Source organism: Entomohabitans teleogrylli (genome assembly GCF_001484765.1).
GTDB lineage: Bacteria > Pseudomonadota > Gammaproteobacteria > Enterobacterales > Enterobacteriaceae > Entomohabitans > Entomohabitans teleogrylli.
Map to the genome: position 1 here is coordinate 87,619 of NZ_KQ947380.1, position 14,275 is coordinate 101,893.

Consider the following 14,275-nt stretch of genomic DNA (forward strand, 5'->3'; position numbering starts at 1 on the left):
GCAATGGTTTTTAGCAGCGATAAAATTGTCAGGCTGGTGATAGCCCTGACTGCATTAATGGCGATCCCGCCGGTGTGGGCCGATTTGGCAGATTCATATATCGAACTGAAAGCCAATATTGTGGCTAATGCTTGTACTGTCACCACGGATTCGCAGACTAAGTATGTTGAATTAGGGACCACGGCTATCAAGGATCTGGTTAGCCACGGTGGTGTCTCTTCACCAGTGCGCTTTGAGATCCATCTGGAGGATTGTCGGGAAGCGGCAAGCGGCGTCAGGGTGACGTTTGCCGGAACACCGGATGGCAGCGATGGCGCGCTGTTGGCGTTAAGCAGTACCAGCAGCGCGCAGAATATTGCTATTGCTATTCTCGACGCGACGCAAAACCTGGTGCCCCTGGCCCAATCGTCAGTCATGTACCCGTTGACCCCGGGGCCCGGCATACAAGTGCTGACTTTTTATGCCCAGTATCGGATGACCGCGCAGGCTGTCGGTCCCGGTAGTGCTAATGCGCAGGCTACATTTGTTCTGGAATATGATTAATGGCTTAGGATACCGGGCCAGGCTTTTATCAGGTCACCGTCCCGGCCTGTTTCTTCTCCTGCCAGGAACCGGATAAGTTGATTCACCTGCTTTTTTCTCTGTTCCCAGTCTATCGCGGTTTTTGCTGCCGATAAACCGGCTTGCCGTTATCAACCTTCAACACCGGTTAATATTGTCGCAACATTAAATAATCTGTTGTGCTGGTGTCAATTTGTATCATAAATATTTGATCGGTGTGGCCATTTATAAATAAGCCCGATTAATTAAATTGCATTGAAATAGTTGTTTGCTGTATTCATTTTCTCCGCGCGATGCGTTATGTACTGCTATTACTGCGATGTGATGACTGTTTGAACAACTATTCCAGGAAGGTAACGACATGGATGATCAGAAAACGCAATACAGGATGTGCTGCATGGGATGCGGTTTAAATTGCACAGTGGCCGGTGATGAATATATCCCTTTTCCGGATTGCGAACAGAGAAAGATTGCTGTCTGGCCGGATCACAATTATTACTTTAAGTTGGCGATCCATGAATTAATTTTTAAGGAGTATCCGTGCTACCTGGCGGAAGGGGTGGTGTTTGTCGATTTTTCGCTGGCCAACTTTATGCTGTTTATGAAGGAGAGGTGGCTGGCTCTGCTGGCGTCGAGCGGTATGAGCGTTATCCTGGTCGCCGATCGGGAGATGTATGCGCTGGCTAATTACTGGCTGCGACGTTCGTCACGGATCAAAGCGGTCATTATTTCCCAGGAGGGGCGGGAACATTTCAAAAAGAATGCGAAGCGTTCTCTGTATGGCCGGGCCTGTAAAGGGCGTAAATTTCCGGTAATCACCCAGCGTGAAATGCGCGTGATGAGCCTGTTGCTGACCGGACGCACGGCTAATGATATTTCTGATATTTTACAATGTAGTATCCGCAGCGTGCGCGGCGCCGAGGCGTCATTGCGTAAAAAATTCGGCGGCGTTCCGCGTCTGGGGAGGCTGTGCGCCGGATATTGCAGCTAGGCGGAGCTATGGCCTGCGGGTATTGGCTGGCGCCGGCGTTAATTATGGCTGGGGGCTGAAACAGCCGCTCCCTAACGGGTGATAACGCTCCATGGCGACAATGAATTTACGGTTCCCGGCGCTGACGTTACTGTCCTGATATTTATCCCCCGGCAGCATATAGAACTGGGTGGAGCTTTCGTCATCGCCATTGCAGCCGTTGTGAATGATGACCCGGAAATACGTATTGCCGGTGTTCTCAATAACGCCGGTTTTCTCATCGACATGCCAGGCGAAACGCGACTGACGCGGGCGGACAATCAGGATAGTGCTCATGGCGGTGACCGGAATAATATTCAGATTGCGCCGGGTTTCCGCCAGCGGAAATAGCCGTACCGGCGCCTCTTTGAAAACCACCCGATAGTAGCGCTCCTGGTCGTCCTGCGGCCCGCGATAATAGAGCTTAAAATATTCACTACCGTCCGGCGCAATGGTGAACTTCAATGGCGACCACAGTATCTCCTGGGCGCCGCCATCAATGCGCCGCTCGCCCCCTTTGCCGGGCTTATCGATTTTATAGGCTGACAGGGTGTACAGATTGGTCCTGTCGGTATCGTTGACAATTGGCCGGGAGATAAACGTTTTATCCGACGGGATATCGTAGATCAGCGAGTTAAACCACACCGCCTGCGCCGGGCTGGTAAACAGCGCCGCTACCAGCGTGAGTGGGAAAGTGAGCCTGAACATCATTGTGCTTCCGTAATCAGTGGCCGTGGCCGGCGTCGCGCCGGCCATCGGGGTTTATCAATCGACGCCTGTCCAGGTGGCGGTGACTTTGAGCTCGCCGCTGGCGCTGACGGTGCCCATCCAGTCAGTACCGGTGACGGTGAACTGGGAACGAGAGTCATTCATCGGGAACAGCAGCTTCAGCCGGGTTTCGAAGTAAAAACTGTTATCAACGGCGGCGTTCCACGGCGTCTGGGTCCAGGCGGCGGATGTCATATTGATGGGGGGTTCCGCGCAACTGTTGCGCTGCCGGACCGTGGCCCCGCCGCTGTTGGTATAGGATAAATAAGCCGGAACCGGAACATTCAGCGTGCCGTCATCGGAGGTAAACAGGCACCAGGGCGTGCCGTTGAGCGTGACGCTGCTGCCTACCACCTGTGCGGTAATAGTGTCTGCCTGGCGCGACGCCGATGTCGTCACCAGGTACTCGAATTCGATGGGCGAATCATCGCCAATCATACCCGAATTACGCGGATGTGCACTGCCGTCGGTGGAGATAATACTGATTCCATACTCTTTAGGAATGATGTTAACCAGGCTGGAAGCTGTAAACTGGTAAAAGCCGGACTGCGGCGTGTTGGTGTTACGAAACGTAAAGGTGAACAGCGCGTCGTTGCCGGTGAGGTTCGCGCCATACTGCAGCACTTTTTTGAAGAAGGCCTGGGAAAGAAATACATACACATAGTGGCCGCCGGGGGTAAAGATATCGCCGACGCGGGTGGTCGAAGAGCCCCAGTTGGACCAACTGGCGCCATCGCCGCTGAATTTAATATCGGTGGAGCTCGGGGAAAATCCCAGCGCCGCGGTATCTACCTCCATCCCGAAACGCAGGGTGCTGACGGCCTGAGTCTGTTGCAGGTTGTAAGAGACCATTTTGCAGATAATGCCGCTGGCGCTGCTGACAATACCAGTCGAACACCAGGCGCCGCTGCCGGCTACGCTGGGGGTGCCGTCGCTGGCGACCCAGATTTCTGACATCGAGCCGGTACTTTCCAGTGACAGATGGCCGATTTTGGTCGCTGTCAGGGTATAGGTTTCCCAGTTGGCGTTGCTGTCTGGTAAATCTCTGCAACGTACCCCGGAAGCGAAGTCATAGTCGGTGGAGGAGGAACTGGTGGCGCACCAGTTGATGACAAAAACGCTGCTGTTGCCGACCGCCTGGGTGCGGAAAAACTCAAATGCCGAGGGGGAAAACAGGCCGTAAGGCTGGTTGCCGTTGGCAATGCTGCCGCCGCTGCGGGCATGATAGAAGCCTTCGCTGTCTACCACATCGGCAGTGATATAGCTCGACGACGTACAGTTGCTGCCATCGGTTCGGCAGCGCAGGCCGAGAAACGGGGTATTGATCGGCGAGTTGCTGATCCACAGATCGACATAGCGGTTGCTGCGGGTGGTGCCATACCCCATGTAGCCGAGGCTTTCCTGATTGGTATTGTACCTGGTCCAGACATTGGCGCCGGAAAAGCGCGGGTTCAGGCTATCCGGGGTAATAAAATACTCATTATCGACATGGTTTTCGATAAACATATAGCTGTTTGAGCCGGAGCTGGTGCTGCTAATCGTGGCCGCGATGGCGGAATGGGCGCTCAGCAGACAGGCTGCCCCCGACAACATAAGCTTCCAGTTAGTAAACACGGTCATTCTCTCCTGTACGCGATGCCGTCTGTGATTGAGGTACGCACTGAATATCGCCAACCCACACGGCGCCGCGCGCGTCGCGCAGGTCGAGATCGGCTTCGCAAACCCCGCCGCGGGCGTCGATCAGGGTGATCACCGGGTAGCGTTTATCGACGTCCATGGCGAACTCACCGCGCTCGTCGGTGCGGGTTTTACCGATGTGGTTATGAATATCAATGTTGGCGTAAATGGCGCCGCCCGGTTTTCTGACCCGGCCAAAGACGGTGACCAGTTGCTTCACTTCCGGCGATATCACGCTGATGTTACCGGGATAAAGCACTATCTGATTGCGGCGGCCGCTGACAATGTCGACGCTGTCCTGAGAGGTTTTGTCGTTCATCAGCTCAACTTTGTATTCGGCATACGGCGGCAGGCTGATGAAATTACTTTTCCCGGTTAACGGATAGTTGCGTCCGTTGATCTGCGCCAGCATGCGCCCTTTTTCTGTGAAGTTAGTATTGATAACTACCCCGGCGCTCTGGGTGCCTTTCCCAAGGTTAAAACTCTCTTTCGTCCAGCCAATGCTGCCCTGGGAACTGAGGCTGTAGTTAGTGCTGCGATCGGAAGAACGGGTAATGGCCACCGTGCCGGCATTATATTTGGTGTCGTAAGAGACGAAGCCGTTGGCGGCGAAGTCATCGGATGGATAGCCGTTATTATCGTTGCTGCTGCGGATACGTTTCGACAGCGACGCGCCGGCCTGGGTTATGGCGCTGTCATCAAAACTTTTGCGTACCGTGGCGTTGGCCAGCATATTGCCGTTTTCGCTGGACACGCCGGCGCTCAGCCAGGTCGACAGCGGCAGCGAGAAGTCGATATTGACATATTTATCGCTGCGGCTATTGCGGTCGCTGTAATAGTAGCGCTGCACGCCGGCGCGTAGCGACACCGTGGCCCAGCGGCTGGAGAACAGGGTCTGGTTGTAATCGGCGTTGGTGTATTGGTTACCATTATATTTATCGTCGGTACGGCTGACCGACAGGTTACCCAGCCAGGGGACAAAGCGGTTCAGGTTAGTGCTGGCGCCGACGGTGAAATAATCGCCCTTGCGCATCGGCAGTTGATTACCGATATGGCTGAACTGGCGGGAACCCCACAAATTGCCGTAGCCGCCGGGAATCGACAGATTCAGGGTACTGATGCTCTGCCAGGAGCCATCGCTGGCCAGCAGTGCCTGTTGGTTAACGCTGAAAGTGTCGTTAAAGACGACGTTAGCTTCGGTTTCGTTGACGCCGTTATTGTCAAACCCGTAGAGGGTCGATTTCAGATTGACGCCGGACAGCCACGGCTGCGCCGTTCCCACCGCAGCGCCGGCAATCCAGGTCTCTTTTTTGCCGTGATTGACATTGTTGTGGCGGCGGTAATCCATTTTGTTGTATTCGAGCATCCCGGCGAAGGTCTGCCATGACAGATTGCCGGTGACGCTCGATTGGCGGGCGAAGGTCTTATTGATCTGCGCATTGCGCGAGCTGACGACCTTACCGTTGACAATAACCTCAACCTCAACGTTATAGACGCCGAACGGCAGCTTTGAGGTATCGATTTCATAGCTGCCCATAGAGAAGTTCTGGATACTCAGCAGTCTGCCGTCGCGAATAACATGTACTTCGCCGGCTGCCGGCAGGAACACGGTGATCGGCACCAGCGTCAGGGTATTATCCTCAATCCAGGTGCTGCTCTTATTGCCGTAGCTGGCGCCATAAATGCGGCTGGAGTTCAGCGCGCTCATGCTGGCGATAGACTGCAGGTTCCAGGTATCGACCATCCCCAGCGCCATCCGGTTGCCCTGGTAATCGCGCTCATACATGGCGCGGTACAGATCGCTGTTACTGTTGGCGGCGCCGATACCGTAAACAGAACCGTTAAGATTCAGGTGGTGCTCACGCAGCGAGGTCGTGTTGTCCAGGGTGATATAGCTGCTGGCGTTATTGTTACTCGCGTACTTGTTGTAGTAACTGCCGATGGTGTAGTTAAGGATATTTGACAGGTGATCCGCCGAAGAGTCCCCGAGCATATTGGTACGCGGCAGAATGGCGGCGGCCATGGCGTCTTTGTTGACCGTCAGTTCCAGGTAGAAAGAGCGGGTGTCAAGGGTAATCGCGGCGTCTTTATTCAGATACAGGCGGTTGCCCTCGTTGAAGCGGGCGTCTTTCAGTCCCTCAATCAGGGTTTTGATTTGCGGCGCCAGTTCGGTGCGGTTCGGCAGGTCGCTGAGGATCACCTGGTTAATCAGAAACGCGCCATCGCGCACCGAAAGGGTGGCGTCGGCAATTTTTTGCTGGCTGCGGGAAGCGCTGGTTTCGCCGTCATAGCGCACAAATACCGGCACCGTCATTCCTTGCTGCAGGGCGCTGGCGAAAACGGCGGGAATCAGGTAATTATTGACCCGCACCGGTGTCGCGGCATCGCTATGGCCTGCCATTAGCAGCAAACTGAGAACCAGAGTTCCTTTTACATACTCCGACTTATCCATAACTTATCTCAATCTGCGTTAATAAATTGTGCGCCGTGCCATATACCTATGCGGGTTTTTTTACTGGAAAGGTCGGTATGTTTTATCTTGACGCTGATCCCCGGCATCACGTAATAACGTTCCCGGCATCCCTGTCCCAGATCTTTGGCTTTGTCCCGGCAGGGGCCATAAGAGATAACCCGGAATGAGGCATTGCCGGTATTGGTGACTGTGTCGCCCTGGCGTTTAAAATTGAAACGCTCCTGACGCGGCGCGACGACCAGAATGGTGCTGATAATCGCCGAGGTGGTGGCCTGGCCCAGTTTCTTATTTTTGGTGGTATCGAATTCGCTGACCGGTTCATCGGTCCACGAGAGGCGGTAATAGCGCTCTTTATCGTCTTCCGGCCCTTTATAGAAAAAGCGGAAATTCTCTTTGGCCTGCCCGGGTAGAATTAAGCTGGCGGGCGTGGAGAGCAATTCGGCTTTACTTTCCATGGGGATAACGACGCCGTTGGCCATCGGCGACGAGATTCGCTCTACATTGACGCTGACAAAGCGCGCGGAGTCGGTATTGTTAAAAATCTCTTTTGCCAGGCTTGCGCTGTCAGGGGTCATCATGGAGGTGACTTCGCCGACGTTAATGGCCCGGGCGGAAAACGTTGCCATTAGGGTAAGTGCCAGGGCAACAAAACGGTTTATTTTCATGATGTATCCTTACTCAAAGAAGAGACGCCGTGTCTCCTGAGACTGATTGCGGCTCAGTCGCAGCGCTTACCAGGGCCAGAAAATAAACAGGAAAATCAAATGATGGATTTTCGTCCCTGAACGATAAGGCCCAAAAAAACGGCGCTTTTGGGCCTGTCAGTCATTAAGGAGGCGCAGGGCCTCCTGTCGTGACCTGTTCATGCCGGAGGATTAGATAGTCCACACCGCATTGAACTGAACTTTCACATCGCCGCTCCAGTAACCGTCAGTCAGATCTTTGAAATCTGCGGCAGTGGAACCATCGCTGGTGGCGGAATCAATATTGAAAGTGAAGGTACCCTGAGTAGAGGTACGGCTGGCGCCGGCATAAGCTGTGCTGACGGCCAGCGCGTCGAGGCCCGCGGAGATGCTGTTAGCGGTATCGATCATGGTGACCGGCGTCGTTTTGCTCAGCTTTGAACCGTTCCAGTTGATACCAACATCCAGGGTGGACGCGTCAGTGGTGCGGCTCAGGGTGTTGGTAACGATCTGTGATGTCAGCGTGAAGTCGGTAGCGCCTGACTGGCCCTGGATAGTGATGTCGAACGCGCCGTTCTGGCTATTGAACGCTTCGATACCTTCAGCATACTGGAAGGTCAGGGATTTCAGCGGAGTAACAACCAGCGCGCTGGTGGTATCTTTTGTCGCGGTCGCGTCCCAGGTAGCGGTCGCGGAAGCTGTTACATCTACCGCCATAGCGTTAGAGCAAACGAATGCCGCAGCCACACAGCCAGCTAATGCTAATTTTTTCATTTTATATATCCTTAAATAAATTAATGTAGATTCCTTGAAAAGGAGTAGTTGCGTAAAAAAGCGGTACAGCTAATAGCAAATATTATCCTGCTATAATATTGTTAATGCGCCCTCCCATTTTGGTTTTCAGCGTACCTCGAATGTTATAAACGCTTTTCTCTTTCATGTTTAATAACTGTGCAATTCCTTTTACCGGTATGCCGCGTATTAACAAATCTAAAACAGTAATCTCCAGCGCCGTGAGTTTATGGCGTTTCACGTCAACGGTGCGCCGGCCAAGAAATGCATTACTGATCTTTTTCCTGATGCTCTGGTGACTGTCGTCGGCATAAATTACCGCCACGACATGGGAAAAACATTTCTGCCAGTAGCTGGCCAGCGCTTCCATCTTCTTGTCTGCAATCAGTATTAATCGAAAATTGGTTCTGGTCAGCCAGGTAGCCCAGTCAGCATTTGAAAATATTTTTATGTTGTAATATGAAAAGTCAACGAAAATGAAACCACAGCCCAGCAGGTTGTAATAATCATTAAGCAATAACGATAATATACCCGTTTTCAAATACTGGTTTTGTTCCGGCCAGATACAATATTGCTGGTCAAGACAGTTGCTGGCTTTTATTGAAAGGTTTGGACTTACTTCGCAGTTATAATGGCAACTACTACAACGTAATTCTACATTTGCCCTGATGTGCATAAGCCCAGAAAACTCCCTTTCTGAAATTGCTTCAATCCTGTGATGAGGCTTATGTTATTCATCATTAGTTTTTTGACAACTTTATTTTTTATTTTTAACAAACGGGTTTTTGGTGGAAAAATCTGAGTTTTCCGGTCGATGGGCGTTATTGTGAAAGGATAAAGAAAAGCATCTGACTCAATCTTGTATGATTTCTCTCATGAATGACTGTTATTGCCATTTCTCGGAATATTACCCTTTGCAGCCAGGATTATTCCCTGTGATTTAATGTTATCAGGTCAAAAAATAACAGCACAAATAGTCAAAAAAAACCATAACAGCACATTGAGTTGTTTCTTTTTGGTTGGTTTTTGTTTTCTTTTTTGTTAATTGAGAGATGGTAATATGCACTGAATCAATATATTGCATGATGTATTCCCGGGTAAATTGACGGAAAGCAAATCCCGGAATTTTCTGGCGCGTTTTCAGATGATTCATTTTTTCTCATGGTTCTGGGCGCGGAGAAAGTGAGGCAGAATGCAGGCTGGCGGCGAGGGTTTGAGGTGACATGGCGCGGTGGTCTGCCGCCGCGGACAACCCGGCGCGCCTGATACCAGAGATACGAGCGGGTCCCATTGTTCGCTGCCTGTGTGGTGGTTTTTAGCGGCGAATTTATTCGTACAATCGATCGGAGTTATCCCTTTGTTTAATATTAATGGTTTATGATATTGCCTTAAATGGATTTTTATACTGTCATTTTACGTTTTATAGAGATTAAATTTGCATTTATGGATAACTTTTGTTGCAGAGTATAGGGTGATCGGGATCAGGTTGTGGGGTGTTGTTCTGTAGGGAGCGCCAGCATGTTATACATGATTAATGACGCGATATTTTTCAGACCGGATGATGGTTCGCTCTGGCTAAAAGAGAATGAGTCGGAAAAAACGGTACTGACGGCAACCGCCAGTCGGCTATTGCTGCTTTTAATAGAACACCATGGCGAGGTCATTCCCCGGGATAAAATTCTGGATATGGTGTGGGAAAAGTATGGTCTGGAATCTTCTAATAACAGCCTGAACCAGTATATTTCTATCCTGCGTAAAGCGTTGCACGCACGGGGAATGGCTGAAGACACGATAAAAACCATTCCCCGGGTGGGGTTTACGCTTAATGGCGCGATAGCGGTCAAAACCATGGAGTCCACCACACCGCAGGCAGCAATCCCGCGGAAAAAGCCCCGCAAAGAAGTCCGTCACGAGCCCGGGTATTCCGCTGTTGAGCGTCCGCAGATAAGTAAACTGCGCTTAGTTGCGGTTGTGGCTTTGTTGCTGGCGGTGTTTTTACTGATCATTCCGGCGACGGTATATCTGGTCATGAGTCAGTCAGCGGCGGCGCGCGTGCACTCTATTACGCCGGTTAAAATCGGCGCTCTCAAAGAGTGTGATATCTATTTCCTGCCTGTTCGGCTCGGCTCGGGCAACGCGATGGATCCAGACATGGCTCTGCGCATTATTGATTCCGCCGGATACCAGTGCCGACAATCCACCGTGTTCTACGTCTATGCCGATGCCAAAGCCATTCTGGATGGGAAGGGGAGAGTGTTTGCCGCTTCCTGTCTGCGCAATCGCAGCGACATCGGTCCGTGTCGCAGTTTCATTGCAAATGACTGGAGTTAGCGAAGTGGCCAGCGTGAATCTGAAACAGAGAAAAGCGATCGCATTGATGATGTTTCTGGTGTTGCTCGGTCTTGCGGAAGCTGTCTGGCTGGTCAATTTGTATCGCCACCGCCTCAACTTCGCCTGTTCGGCATACTTTCGTTATCAACTCCCGGACAGTGACTACGCCATGACGGCCAATACGCAGATCCAGTTCAGCAACCAGGGCTGGGGAACGCTGTCGATGGATGGCGATCTGATTTATCGCGGCAAACGTTACCTGGTGCGGCGCGACGCCACTTTTAACTATATTCACATTAGCGACGAAAAATACCAGCTTCAGGAGATCAACGTGCTGAAGTCCGGGCGTGATAACGCCCCTGATGAGGTGCTGTCGCGCTACTTTTATTCCATTTCACCGGAGGCCGGCCGCTATATCACGGTTTCCATGATAGACAATGTGTATCTGATTGGTTCTCTCTATAATCCCTCTTTTATGTGTTACGGCGCTGCCCCGGCAACCCTTTAGCTGGCAACCGTCCGTCGACCCTGGCGCAAAGTAAACAAATCATCACTCATTGACGCTTTTTTCTGTACATTTATATTTGGCTAACTATAATATCGGCAAATTCATTCAGGAGATTCATGTTGGACAGTCACCCGGACAGTTTTATTAATAAGGCAAGCTGACGACCTGAATTCCTGTCGCTGCTTGCCAAATCAGGCGGGCAGCAATCTTCCTCAATATGATGATTGCATTCCTGAACTATGGTTCTCAGTAATAATGTTATTACGGAGCAGGTCATCATGTTTATGTTTAAAAATTCATTATTTCCTCCACCTCGCTAACAGGTTAATGCGTGTATTGCGGGCATCTCCGGCGCGTATGATTTAACATGATGATATTTATCGTGTTTTTGTGCAATGACTGGATCTGCTGATTACCGGCGCTCGTACCGTCGGGAACGATAACCCACGCCGTAACCTGACCAACCCCACACTGTTATTACCTGCTGTGTTTTTAAATACGGTAAGGCCTTTTACGCCCGGAAAAAATAAGGAGGGAAAGATGGATATTCCCGAACGGTTTATTTTTATCTTTTATTAATGGCAGGGTAATACATTTTACTCTTTTTGGATGATGCATATTAATTTATGCAGGAACAGTTATGCCCGAATTAATGCGGGTAGCAAAGTAATGGGGATAGCATCATGACTGACATGAAACTGGAAGCCCGGAAATATCGCCGCGGCGGGTCAGAAAGTGATAAGCGCCAGACAAAAACCTTCCCGATTGAGAAGGAAGCGTTTAACAGCCCGGAGCATACGCTGTCGCGCCTGAACAGCGACAGGCAAGGGCTTACCGACAAAGAGGCCCGGCAGCGGCTGGACGAGTATGGATCCAATGAGGTGGCGCACCAGAAAGCGCCGCCAGCGCTGGTACAACTGTTGCAGGCATTTAATAACCCGTTTATCTATGTCCTGATGGCGCTGGCGGCGGTCAGCTTTATCACCGACTACTGGATCCCCGCCTCGTCCGGTGAGGAGACGGAGGTGGCCGGCGTGGTGATTATTGTCATCATGGTGACGCTGAGCGGATTGCTGCGCTTCTGGCAGGAGTTTCGTACTAATCAGGCCGCCCAGGCGCTGAAATCGATGGTACGGACCACTGCCACCGTGCTGCGGCGCGGTGCGGGGAATCAGCCAGGTGCGAAGCAGGAAGTGGCGATTGAGGAGTTAGTGCCCGGGGATATTGTACTGCTCAGCGCCGGCGATCTGGTGCCCGCTGACGTACGGCTGCTGGAGTCCCGGGATCTGTTTATCAGCCAGGCCATCCTGAGCGGTGAATCTCTGCCGGTGGAAAAATATGATGTGATGGCCAGTGTGTCCGGTAAAAACAGTCACCAGCTACCCACGCCGGTTTTGAACAAGTCGCTACTTGAGCTGGGCAATATCTGCCTGATGGGTACCAATGTGGCCAGCGGTACCGCCCGGGCGGTGGTGGTCGCTACCGGTTCGCAAACTTACTTCGGCTCGCTGGCGAAATCGATAGTCGGTTCCCGGCCCCAGACGGCGTTCGATCGCGGGGTAAACAGCGTTAGCTGGCTGCTGATCCGCTTTATGCTGGTGATGGTGCCGATAGTGTTACTGATTAACGGTTTCACCAGGGGCGACTGGGTGGACGCATCGCTGTTTGCGCTGGCGGTCGCGGTCGGGTTGACGCCGGAAATGTTGCCGATGATTGTCAGCTCCAACCTCGCCCGAGGGGCTATCGCCATGTCACGGCGTAAGGTTGTCGTTAAACGACTGAATGCTATTCAGAATTTCGGCGCTATGGATGTGTTGTGTACCGACAAAACCGGCACGCTGACCCAGGACAATATTATCCTGGAGCATCATCTGGATTGCGCCGGGGTGGAGAGCGAGCGGGTGTTGACGCTGGCGTGGCTGAACAGCAATAGCCAGAGCGGAACCAGTAACCTGATGGATCGGGCCATTCTCCGCTTCGGCGCGGATCGCCTCACGCCGGCAATGCAGGCGGGTTTCAGCAAAGTGGATGAGCTGCCGTTTGATTTTATTCGCCGGCGGGTATCTGTGGTGGTGGAGGAACGCCGGCAGGGGACGCAAACCCTGATTTGTAAAGGCGCTGTCGAGGAGATGCTGGCCATTGCCACCCATATCCGTGAAGGCGAAGCGGTTGCCCCGCTGGATGAAACACGCCGCGAGGCGCTGCAGGAACTGACCCGGCGCTATAACCAACAGGGATTCCGGGTGCTGGTGGTCGCCACCCGTGAACTCGGTAGCGCCGGTCTGGCCCGTCCGCTGTGCAGCGCCGACGAGCAGGAACTGACCGTGGAAGGGGTATTAACTTTCCTCGATCCGCCGAAAGAGAGCGCGGCGAAAGCCATCAGCGCGTTACGTGAAAACGGCGTGGCGGTTAAAGTGCTGACCGGCGATAACCCGGTGGTGACGGCGCGTATCTGCCAGCAGGTAGGGCTGAATGCCAGCGACATTCTGACCGGCGCCGACGTGGCGACCATGTCAGACAGCCAGCTGGCCCGGGAAGCGGAGCGTTGCTCCGTGTTCACGAAGCTAACGCCGCTGCAGAAATCTCGCATCCTGAAGACACTGCAAAAAAATGGCCATACCGTCGGTTTCCTCGGCGACGGTATCAACGATGCGCCGGCGTTGCGCGATGCGGATGTCGGTATTTCCGTCGACAGCGCGGCCGATATTGCCAAAGAGTCTTCCGACATCATCCTGCTGGAAAAGGATCTGATGGTACTGGAAGCGGGGGTAATCAAAGGACGCGAGACGTTCGGCAATATCATCAAGTATCTGAACATGACCGCCAGCTCCAATTTCGGCAATGTCTTTTCGGTACTGGTGGCCAGCGCGTTTATCCCTTTTTTACCGATGCTGGCGATCCACCTGCTGATTCAGAACCTGATGTACGACATCTCCCAGCTTTCGCTGCCGTGGGACAAAATGGACAAGGAGTTTTTACGCCAGCCACGCAAATGGGATGCCCGGAACATTGGGCGGTTTATGGTCTGGATTGGCCCGACATCGTCGATTTTTGATATCACGACGTTTGCGCTGATGTGGTTCGTGTTTGCCGCCAACAGCGTTGAAGCGCAGGCATTGTTCCAGTCCGGCTGGTTCATTGAGGGATTGTTGTCCCAGACTCTGGTAGTACATATGTTACGCACCCGGAAAATCCCGTTTATCCAGAGCCGCGCGACGCTGCCGGTGCTGTTGACCACCGGATGCATTATGGCGCTGGGTATTTATATTCCGTTCTCGCCGCTGGGAGCGATGGTGGGGCTGGTGCCGCTGCCGTGGAGCTACTTCCCGTGGCTGGTGGCGACGCTGCTGAGCTACTGCCTGGTGGCTCAGGGAATGAAGCGCTTCTATATCAAACGTTTTGGCCAGTGGTTCTGAGCATCGCCGACAGGCTGCCGTACACAGAACAGAGGAGGTCAGGATGAAAAAGCGTCA

Annotated in this window: 12 protein-coding genes; 5 read left to right on the top strand and 7 right to left on the bottom strand. The window is 52.6% G+C overall.

Translation table 11 applies throughout. From position 1 onward, the window contains the following. Window positions 1-3: 3 nt before the first annotated feature. Both AQ981_RS09210 and AQ981_RS09215 read left to right on the top strand, forming a co-directional pair. Entirely contained in the window at window positions 4-543 is a 540-nt protein-coding gene (locus AQ981_RS09210; protein ID WP_058911452.1) for a fimbrial protein, read from the top strand. Between the two features lie 415 nt (window positions 544-958). Next, entirely contained in the window at window positions 959-1,552 is a 594-nt protein-coding gene (locus AQ981_RS09215; protein WP_161969161.1) for a helix-turn-helix transcriptional regulator, read from the top strand. Between the two features lie 42 nt (window positions 1,553-1,594). Here AQ981_RS09215 and AQ981_RS09220 read toward each other — a convergent pair whose 3' ends face one another. The 7 genes from AQ981_RS09220 to AQ981_RS09250 form a co-directional block, all read right to left on the bottom strand. Then, window positions 1,595-2,281, bottom strand: coding sequence for a fimbrial biogenesis chaperone (locus AQ981_RS09220; protein WP_058911640.1), 687 nt, complete (start codon window positions 2,279-2,281; stop codon window positions 1,595-1,597). Window positions 2,282-2,335: 54 nt separating this feature from the next. Continuing rightward, entirely contained in the window at window positions 2,336-3,958 is a 1,623-nt protein-coding gene (locus tag AQ981_RS09225; protein ID WP_058911454.1) for a hypothetical protein, read from the bottom strand. After that, window positions 3,942-6,467, bottom strand: a complete 2,526-nt coding sequence (locus AQ981_RS09230) for a TcfC E-set like domain-containing protein (protein ID WP_058911455.1) — start codon at window positions 6,465-6,467, stop codon at window positions 3,942-3,944. The genes AQ981_RS09225 and AQ981_RS09230 overlap by 17 nt, the downstream gene beginning before the upstream one ends. Window positions 6,468-6,475: 8 nt before the next feature. Next, a complete protein-coding gene (locus tag AQ981_RS09235; protein ID WP_058911456.1) occupies window positions 6,476-7,153 on the bottom strand; it encodes an EcpB family pilus assembly chaperone in 678 nt (225 codons plus the stop codon). A gap of 210 nt (window positions 7,154-7,363) precedes the next feature. Beyond that, complete coding sequence (gene ecpA, locus AQ981_RS09240) at window positions 7,364-7,945, bottom strand: common pilus major fimbrillin subunit EcpA (protein ID WP_058911457.1); 582 nt, start codon at window positions 7,943-7,945, stop codon at window positions 7,364-7,366. A gap of 82 nt (window positions 7,946-8,027) precedes the next feature. Then, a complete protein-coding gene (locus tag AQ981_RS09245) occupies window positions 8,028-8,639 on the bottom strand; it encodes a LuxR C-terminal-related transcriptional regulator (protein ID WP_071608852.1) in 612 nt (203 codons plus the stop codon). 273 nt (window positions 8,640-8,912) lie between these two features. Next, window positions 8,913-9,116 (bottom strand): hypothetical protein, encoded by a 204-nt coding sequence (locus AQ981_RS09250; protein WP_058911459.1) that lies wholly within the window; start codon window positions 9,114-9,116, stop codon window positions 8,913-8,915. A 365-nt stretch (window positions 9,117-9,481) separates the two neighbouring features. Between AQ981_RS09250 and AQ981_RS09255 the strand changes: the two genes are divergently transcribed. The 3 genes from AQ981_RS09255 to mgtA all read left to right on the top strand — a co-directional run bounded on the left by AQ981_RS09255 (window position 9,482) and on the right by mgtA (window position 14,218). Next, on the top strand, window positions 9,482-10,294 hold the full coding sequence (locus tag AQ981_RS09255) for a winged helix-turn-helix domain-containing protein (RefSeq protein WP_082683171.1): 813 nt from the start codon (window positions 9,482-9,484) through the stop codon (window positions 10,292-10,294). A gap of 4 nt (window positions 10,295-10,298) precedes the next feature. Then, a complete protein-coding gene (locus tag AQ981_RS09260) occupies window positions 10,299-10,802 on the top strand; it encodes a hypothetical protein (protein WP_058911461.1) in 504 nt (167 codons plus the stop codon). 683 nt (window positions 10,803-11,485) lie between these two features. Then, window positions 11,486-14,218: a magnesium-translocating P-type ATPase gene (gene mgtA, locus AQ981_RS09265; protein WP_058911462.1), complete on the top strand. Its 2,733-nt coding sequence runs from the start codon at window positions 11,486-11,488 to the stop codon at window positions 14,216-14,218. Window positions 14,219-14,275 lie beyond the last annotated feature (57 nt).

What these genes read in the sequence shown, in the direction of transcription:
- AQ981_RS09210 (WP_058911452.1), top strand. Translation starts at nt 4, where the DNA reads ATGGTTTTTAGCAGCGATAAAATTGTCAGGCTGGTGATAGCCCTGACT.
- AQ981_RS09215 (WP_161969161.1), top strand. Translation starts at nt 959, where the DNA reads ATGGGATGCGGTTTAAATTGCACAGTGGCCGGTGATGAATATATCCCT.
- AQ981_RS09220 (WP_058911640.1), bottom strand. Translation starts at nt 2,281, where the DNA reads ATGATGTTCAGGCTCACTTTCCCACTCACGCTGGTAGCGGCGCTGTTT.
- AQ981_RS09225 (WP_058911454.1), bottom strand. Translation starts at nt 3,958, where the DNA reads ATGACCGTGTTTACTAACTGGAAGCTTATGTTGTCGGGGGCAGCCTGT.
- AQ981_RS09230 (WP_058911455.1), bottom strand. Translation starts at nt 6,467, where the DNA reads ATGGATAAGTCGGAGTATGTAAAAGGAACTCTGGTTCTCAGTTTGCTG.
- AQ981_RS09235 (WP_058911456.1), bottom strand. Translation starts at nt 7,153, where the DNA reads ATGAAAATAAACCGTTTTGTTGCCCTGGCACTTACCCTAATGGCAACG.
- ecpA (WP_058911457.1), bottom strand. Translation starts at nt 7,945, where the DNA reads ATGAAAAAATTAGCATTAGCTGGCTGTGTGGCTGCGGCATTCGTTTGC.
- AQ981_RS09245 (WP_071608852.1), bottom strand. Translation starts at nt 8,639, where the DNA reads ATGCACATCAGGGCAAATGTAGAATTACGTTGTAGTAGTTGCCATTAT.
- AQ981_RS09250 (WP_058911459.1), bottom strand. Translation starts at nt 9,116, where the DNA reads ATGAATCATCTGAAAACGCGCCAGAAAATTCCGGGATTTGCTTTCCGT.
- AQ981_RS09255 (WP_082683171.1), top strand. Translation starts at nt 9,482, where the DNA reads ATGTTATACATGATTAATGACGCGATATTTTTCAGACCGGATGATGGT.
- mgtA (WP_058911462.1), top strand. Translation starts at nt 11,486, where the DNA reads ATGACTGACATGAAACTGGAAGCCCGGAAATATCGCCGCGGCGGGTCA.